This is a genomic window from Sulfolobales archaeon (assembly GCA_038897115.1).
In the GTDB taxonomy this organism is placed as follows: Archaea; Thermoproteota; Thermoprotei_A; order Sulfolobales; family AG1; genus AG1.
This window is the reverse complement of sequence record JAWAXC010000100.1, coordinates 1-7,655: the sequence shown is the minus strand read 5'-3', so window position 1 is coordinate 7,655 and position 7,655 is coordinate 1. Positions and strand designations below refer to the sequence as shown.

Annotated in this window: 7 protein-coding genes; all 7 read left to right on the top strand. The window is 45.6% G+C overall.

Annotation, left to right across the window (positions count from 1 at the left end; all coding sequences use genetic code 11):
• Positions 1 to 756: TIM barrel protein (locus QXE01_10405; GenBank protein MEM4971646.1), on the top strand; the 756-nt coding region annotated here is incomplete at its 5' end.
• 487 nt (positions 757 to 1,243) lie between these two features.
• Positions 1,244 to 2,383, top strand: coding sequence for a hypothetical protein (locus QXE01_10400; GenBank protein ID MEM4971645.1), 1,140 nt, complete (start codon positions 1,244 to 1,246; stop codon positions 2,381 to 2,383).
• A 3-nt stretch (positions 2,384 to 2,386) separates the two neighbouring features.
• Positions 2,387 to 2,845, top strand: coding sequence for a hypothetical protein (locus tag QXE01_10395; protein MEM4971644.1), 459 nt, complete (start codon positions 2,387 to 2,389; stop codon positions 2,843 to 2,845).
• 6 nt (positions 2,846 to 2,851) lie between these two features.
• Positions 2,852 to 3,340, top strand: coding sequence for a hypothetical protein (locus QXE01_10390; GenBank protein ID MEM4971643.1), 489 nt, complete (start codon positions 2,852 to 2,854; stop codon positions 3,338 to 3,340).
• Positions 3,333 to 4,082, top strand: a complete 750-nt coding sequence (locus tag QXE01_10385; protein ID MEM4971642.1) for an ATPase domain-containing protein — start codon at positions 3,333 to 3,335, stop codon at positions 4,080 to 4,082. The genes QXE01_10390 and QXE01_10385 overlap by 8 nt, the downstream gene beginning before the upstream one ends.
• 9 nt (positions 4,083 to 4,091) lie before the next feature.
• A complete protein-coding gene (locus QXE01_10380; protein MEM4971641.1) occupies positions 4,092 to 6,788 on the top strand; it encodes an ATPase, T2SS/T4P/T4SS family in 2,697 nt (898 codons plus the stop codon).
• Positions 6,766 to 7,655 (top strand): hypothetical protein (locus QXE01_10375; GenBank protein MEM4971640.1); only part of this gene is annotated, 890 nt, incomplete at its 3' end. The genes QXE01_10380 and QXE01_10375, both read left to right, overlap by 23 nt.

Genomic DNA, 7,655 nt, shown 5'->3' with positions numbered 1-7,655 from the left:
AGGGTTAGGGAGCTGGGTTTAGAGGCTATGGAGCTAGAGTTTGTTAGAGGTGTTAGGATGAGCAGGGCCTCAGCATCTGAGATCAGGGCTATAGCGGGGGAGCTAGGGGTTGTGCTAACAGTCCACGCCCCCTACTATATAAATCTTAATTCACGTGACCAGGCTAAGCTGAGGGCTAGCATAGATAGAATTCTAGACTCAGCTAGAATCGGTAGCGAGGCAGGCGCTTTCTCAGTAGTTTTCCACCCAGCCTACTATGGTAGCGACACGCCTCAGGAAACATATAGAAGGGTTAGAGATGCTTTAAAATATATTGTTAAAATCTTGAAGGACGAGGGTATAGAGATATGGATCAGACCTGAGACTATGGGAGGCTTAGCAGAGTTCGGAGACCTGGAGGAGGTGATCTCCCTCTCGGAGGAGCTCGAGATGGTCCTCCCAGCGATAGACTTTGCCCATCTACATGCCAGATCCCTTGGCAAATACAATACATATGAAGAAATAGCAGGCGTGCTTGGAGAGATAGAGCGGAGGCTGGGAAGAGAAGCCCTGGATTCAATGCATATACACATATCAGGGATCGAATATGGGAACAGGGGTGAGATTAAGCATTTAAACCTAGAGGAATCAGATCTCAACTATATAGAGATCCTCAGGGCGCTTAAAGATTTCAAAGTAAAGGGTGTTGTTATATCAGAATCACCCAACATAGAAGAGGACGCTTTACTTATGAAAAAGAAATACGAATCGATCTAGAATGTATAGAACAACATCCCCCGCTGAAGAGCTAAGCCTTTAGTTGCAAAACATATAGCCCCTCATGAGTGGCTGTTTTTAGCAGTGGATCTCATATCCAGCTATTATACAGGGAAGAAGTTTCAGGAAGGAAAGGGCTTTAACAGATCCTATCCTAGATGGTGGGGTTCATCTGGATGCTAGATTATTGTGGAAAAAGCTAGAAGGATCTCAAGAGAGATCGATCGTCCTTGATAGTGTTACTATTTCTCTTGTTCAAGCTAGCTAGAGATTAAATATAGCTTTTACAGATCGTAGAAGATCTACGAGGTTCGCTGGATCGTCGAGATTGGGACGATCCTCCGTCTAAGTGGAATGTTAAATGATGGCTGCTCCATGTATTGATTAGGTGATCATAATCACTTCTCATGGAGGCCATGCTATAGGCTTTATCGATCCAAATTGTTCTATATATCAATTTATCCTCTCTACGGGGGTGCTCTAGAAGGTGGCATCATCAAAGGGTTTTGATCTATATATGTTGGCTGGAATCTCTGTGCTTGGCATTGCATCAGCTGTTCTCCTGCTAATTATTATCCATAGCTGGAGAACTGTTTTCTCTGCCCAGCCTATATATTATCCTATAGCGATACTAGCCGTTTCATTAATCCCACTAGCACTTATGGTTATAACCTTGCTATTTGATATAGGATTTACACCATTTAAAAGGCTTCCAATGCTGGTAACAAGGAAGAGGGAGATACCAGCTGGTGAAGAGGAGATCGAAACAAGATCTGTAGAAGCTAGTGCTAGTATCGGAGAAGCGGCTATAGCTATAGCTGTGCCAAGCAACAAGGGATCAGGGGTTAAGGAGGTAGAGGCTACCCCTGTATATAGACAGGCTGGAGATGCATCTCTAGATTCTGGGCAAAAGGCCGCGGGATCCAGCCCTGGCTCTATAGAGGCTGATATAGCTGGGATAGTTAAGGAGGAGGTATCTAAGGCTGTTTCGAATGTAACATCAACTGTGAATAGGATCTCTGAGGAGATAGAGAAGATCAAGAAGGAGTTTGAAGAGACTAAAGCTGTGATCGAGGAGGGTATGATGGATATCAGAACCCTGTTATCCGAGATCTCGAACCCCTTTAACTATATGAGGAGATTTATGTCAGAGCTCGAACTAGGCGAAATGGGGATTAAAGGTGGGAGAATCGCAAAAACAGAGGTAGCCAGCGTTAGCGAGGGTGAGCAGGGGGGTGGTGGGCATAGAGCTTCTGAGATCCGGGAAGCCATTGCAAAGCCTTCCCTAACATCTAATGCTATATCAGTGAGCAGCTTAGGGGAAAACCTAGCAGAGCTCCTCATCGGTAAAACCGATATAGCGAAACTTATGAGGCTCGTAATATTTGTAGGGGATAACCTTCCGAAACTGGGTAGGGAGGGTCTTCTAGGGCTTGTCGAGCTTGGAGTCGCTTCTGGGGTGCTTCCAAAGGATTCTATGCACCTCATAGCAAAGATAGTATCCCTTATAGAGAGCTCCAGGGTTCCCCCCAAAAGGCTTGCTATCACAATCTACGAGCTCGCCAGATCTATGGGTGTGTATGATAAAGAGGCAGAGTTTCTCTCAGCAGCTCTCTCGGGGGTGTGAGGGTTGGTGAGCACACCAGTAGTTGAGGGCATACTTATAGTGGCATCAATAACCATAGCATCTATCCTCTCAGGCGTTGTGCTTTCAAAGGTATACTCCATAGAGTCTATATTATCACAGGTAGCCTCTCTAGAGAAGGCAAATGCTCAAATGAGAATCAAGCTTGTATATCTAGCATGTGTGAGCAGCACAAACTTCATAGCATATGTTAAGAACGCTGGGGTCCTGCCTGTGAATATTAGTATGATAGATGTTCTAATAGGTCCTCCAGGATCTGAGAGACCCATATGGATGGTAGGTGGGACTGTCTATCCAATAACACAGAGCGGATCACAGATCCTCGTGCAAGGCGAGATCGGAGGTATAAACATATCGATTCAGAGCCCTCTGAACACTGCCATAGTAAGTGTTAGGCTCGTATACCCCAACGGTGTATCGGAATACGCTGTATGCTCTCTATGAGGTGATATGATGGGTCTTTCAAACTCCCTCTCATCGGCTCTGTTGATGGTTGCCATGATCCAGGTCTTCGTAGTATTTGCAGGGATATCGATAGAGAGGATCTCAGAAATTTCCAGAGAGGTATATGGGATCACCTCCATCGATATGAGACTCATTATAGATAGATGCTCTATAGCAGGTATCAGCGTAAACCCTACGCCAAGCGGTTCTGCTGTTTATGTGAACATAAGTAATAATGGGTCTATGCAGTGGTGGGACTATAGAAAGAACTATGTGATCCTAGATATACTCCTCACAAGTGGGGGAAAGCAAAGCTATTTCACATCGATAGCATCTATACCCTATACAGTATATGGAGACACTATAAACCCCGGGATAGTGGATCCAGGCGAGATCCTCGGTATCTGGTATAGCTTACAGGGGATCTATATAGATAACATATCCAAGATCAGAGTTGTTTTTTCAACCCAATATGGGGGTGTATGTGTTGGCTAGTAAATATGTAGAGAAAGGAGATTTTGAGGATAATAAGCGGAAGATACTCTCAACAGGGATCGAGGAGCTTGATAATAAGATAGGCGGTGGAATCCCAGTCCCATCGATGATCCTTCTGGAGGGATCCCACGGTACTGGGAAGACTGTGCTTAGCTTCCTAATAGCATCAACACTTCTTCAGAGGGGCTTCAGGGTTCTATATATAACTACAGAAACCACAGTGAAGGAGCTGATCCACAAGGCGTTCTCAGCAGGCTTCAGGATCCTCAAGGGAAAGTTCATCTCAGGCTCTCTAACCGTGTTCTCAGTCCACATTGCTGGGGCTAAATGGGATGAGAAGCTGGGGAAGATCTCTCTGAGGGTTCTCTCAAGATTCTTCGGCAGCTATAGCGATAGATTTGACGCTATGATCATAGACTCCCTCTCGATCTTGGTTACATATTCTTCGAGAGACTCTATAATGGATTTCCTAACATTCCTCAGAAGCGAGACAAGCCTTGGAAAAACATTCGTAATAACGATCCACCCAGGGGCTTTGGAGGAGTCCCTCACACTCAGGCTTAGAGCATCCTCAGACATCTATCTATATCTAGATAGAGTCGACTTCGGAGGCAAGGTGTATAAAGCTATACAGGTTAAAAAGATCTATGGGACGGAGATGCCTGCGGAATCCTCTATAGTATTCGATGTAGATCCCTCTATAGGCTTTAGAATCATACCAATATCTCTCTCAACGCTATAGGGTGGGACGATGCAGGTATATTGGAGGCCAGAGGAGATATATGGAAAGGGGTATAAGAAGGAGGTTCTCGATAGGAATCCACACCTTCTGGAATATATATTGAGGATCAGAGATACCCTTGGAATCCCAGAGTTTGTAGAGACGCCTGGTGATGAGCTCAGATATGCCGATAGGTTTAATGTGATCTACCCCGTTGGGGATCCTATATTCATACACGCATTCACCCTGGAGGAAGGAGGATCCTCTAACTATTCAAGGAAATATTATGTGGTAGAGCCTGAGATACCCTCTAAAGAGCTTATCGAAGCCGTTGAAGAGGTGTTCGCCATAGTGAGTGGTGAATATGAAGCTCCAGAGGATCCTAGGGAGAAGAGGGAGCTTGTAGAGAAGATCTTGGAGAGGATTATCATCCCAGTTAATAGGGAGAAGGGCTATTTCAGGCTGAGGGGTAAGAGGGTAGAGGTATCTATAAGGGATCTAGAGGCGATTAAATATTATATGCTTAGGGAGAAGATAGGTACAAGCGTTCTTGAGCCCTTCCTCAGGGATCCATATATAGAGGATATATCATGCCCCGGCGCTGGCTGTATATACCTGGTACACAAGATCTTCGGCCCTATGGAGGCAAATATATGTTTCAGGGATAATGAGGAGCTAAATAGATTCATAATAAAGATATCCGAGAGGATCGGAAAGCCTGTTTCTAGGGCTAGACCTATTGTGGATGCTGTGCTCCCAGATGGCTCTAGGATCAATATAGTCTATGGAGAAGATGTCTCGCTTAAAGGGAGCAACTTCACTATTAGGAAATTCGCTAAGGAGCCTATCTCGGTGGTTCAGCTGATTAGGTGGGGCACTATGAGTCCTGAGATAGCAGCCTATCTATGGATGGCTCTGAGGGAGCAGATGAACGTCTGGATCTGTGGCGAGACAGCCTCTGGAAAGACCACGACCCTCAATGCTATAGCAGCCTTCATACCCCCAGACTATAAGATCATATCTATAGAGGATACAGCTGAAGTGAATCTACCCCATGAGAACTGGGTTAGAGAGCTCACAAGGGACACGGGATCCCCTGAGTCCTCTATAACAATGTTCGATCTTTTGAGGGCAGCCCTGAGGCAGAGGCCGAACTACATCATTGTGGGGGAGATAAGGGGTAGGGAGGGTAACATAGCTTTCCAGGCTATGCAGAGCGTGCCATGGTACACCCCTATAATGATTAGGAGGAATGGTGTTGTTGAAATAGCAGCAATAGGATCTATTGTGGATAGATACTTCGGAGAGGGGGAGGGAGATGGTGAGAAGCTGGTTTCAGATCTAGAGGTGCTTACGATAACAAGGAGTATGCATGTTAGCTTTGCAAGGGTTAGCAGGGTGTTGAGGCATTGGTATAGGGGTAAGCTATATAGAATATGGCTTTCCGATGGAAGCTATGTAGATGCTACGGGATCCCACTCTCTAATAGCTTACAACCCTATCAGAGGTTTATACGAGGTCAAGCCAACGGAGCTCTATAGAGGTGACTGGCTTCTAACAGCCTCCTTGCCAACAGAATCATATGGGGAGCCTAGCGAGTCCCTAGAGGTTCTCGGGTATCTATGCGGCGCGGCCCTAGCCTCTGGGGAGCTTGTTGAGGATGGGAATAGATCTAGGTTGAGGCTATATATATCAGGGGGGAAGGAGATATCGATGCTCCTAAGATTTCTCACACTGCTTAAGGATCATGTCGAGATCCATCGGGCAGGTAATGGGATAGAGATCAGTGTTCCAAGGGATTCTATAGCTGCTAACGCCATGAGATGCGCCAATGGCGACTTCCCATATGAGGCTTCATATGCAAGGTCATTTGTATATGGCGTTATAAAGGCTTTGAGGGAGCTATGCGGATCTAAATGCGATGGGAAAAGCGTTAAAGGTGTTAAGCTCTCCGAGATTGTTGGCTGGCTTAAGAGGATACACAGGCTAGAAGATCTAGAAGATCCGATCTTAGGTAGCCCAGGTAACGGTATAGGAGATGGTATAGAGATTGGCAGGGGTATAAGGGTCGTTGGTGTGGAACGTGTTGAGGAGATAGATTATAAGGGCTATGTATACGATCTATCAGTTCCCGGCGATGAGACATTCCTAGGAGGGTCTAAACCAATATTACTCCACAACACAGGCCACGGTGTTATGAGCACTTTCCACGCAGCAAATATCCAGAGGCTGATCCAGAGACTCACAGGAAGCCCTATAGAGGTTCCCCCATCGTATCTTGATAACCTAAACATAGCAGTGTTTCAGAGCGCTGTATATGATAAAAAGGGTAGGCTTATGAGAAGGGTAATCGAGGTTGACGAGATAATAGGTTATGACCCTGATAAAGGTAGAATCGCCTACCTACCAGCCTTCACATGGGATCCTGGGAGGGATGTGCATATATACATGGGTAGGGGATCCTCATTCATACTTGAGTATAAGATAGCCCTTAGAAGGGGTATACCTAGATCCCAGATAAAGCTTATATATGATGAGCTCAGCATGAGGGCAAGATTCCTCGAACTCCTAGCTAGGAATAGGGTTACAAGCTATTGGAGGGTGTGGAGGGCTATTAGGGCTACATATAGATATCCGCTGGAGAAGCTCGTGGCCAGGCTTGAGAAGGGCGATACATCGTTTATAGAGGAGAATGGTGGGGGCTATGGCAAGGGTAAGAATGCCTAGGCTAGGGATCCTCAGGATCTCCTCCCGCGGGTTAGACCTCGAGGACTTATTGCTGATGGTCCATCTATATGCCCTCATAAGCTCTGGGATTGAGCGAAGGGATGCTATAAGGATCCTATCTTCTGAGGATAGGATCTATAGGAAGACGCATAAAACCCTAGTATTTATAGATAGGGTTGTTAGGGGCTGGGGATATGATCTTGTAACAGCGTTGGTTCTAGCATCTAAGAGGGTTAAAAGGGTATTTACTAAGGAGTTTCTCGAGAGGCTCTCACAGGTGGTTGGCTCTGGAGCTGATATGGTGGCTTTTCTCAGGAATGAGATAGATAGTGCTCTTGTCACATATGTATCCCAGATGGACAAGGTTTTCGAGGCGATCAGGGTTCTATTTAGCCTCTTCTCAACATCTATGAGCACATCTGTCTTTCTACTCGCTAATATGGCTATAATGGCTATGCTACTAGGTGGTGGTGATCAATTCTTTATAGCCTCAGCTCTAGGTCTTCTCATATCTATTGCTGTGCTAGCTTTTATAGTTATTATCATGATACCAAGGGATCCAATAGCCTTTTCGAGATCATATGTTGAGAGGAGGATAAGGCTATACACACTGCTATCAATCATTGTTGGTGTCCCCCTCTTCATGGTTGGGCTAGTTGTGTATCCATATCAAATGATACTCCCCATATCCCTTCTCTCAATCTCCTTGATAGTGTTTGGCAGGCTTATTATAAACCTCGAGTCTAGGCTTGTTAAGTATGACGATGCATTCCCAGTATTTATGAGAAGCCTCGGACATCTCCTCCATGTTGTGCCCGATATGAAGCAGAGTATAAAGGCTATTATGAGGGGCTCCCTAGGCATTCT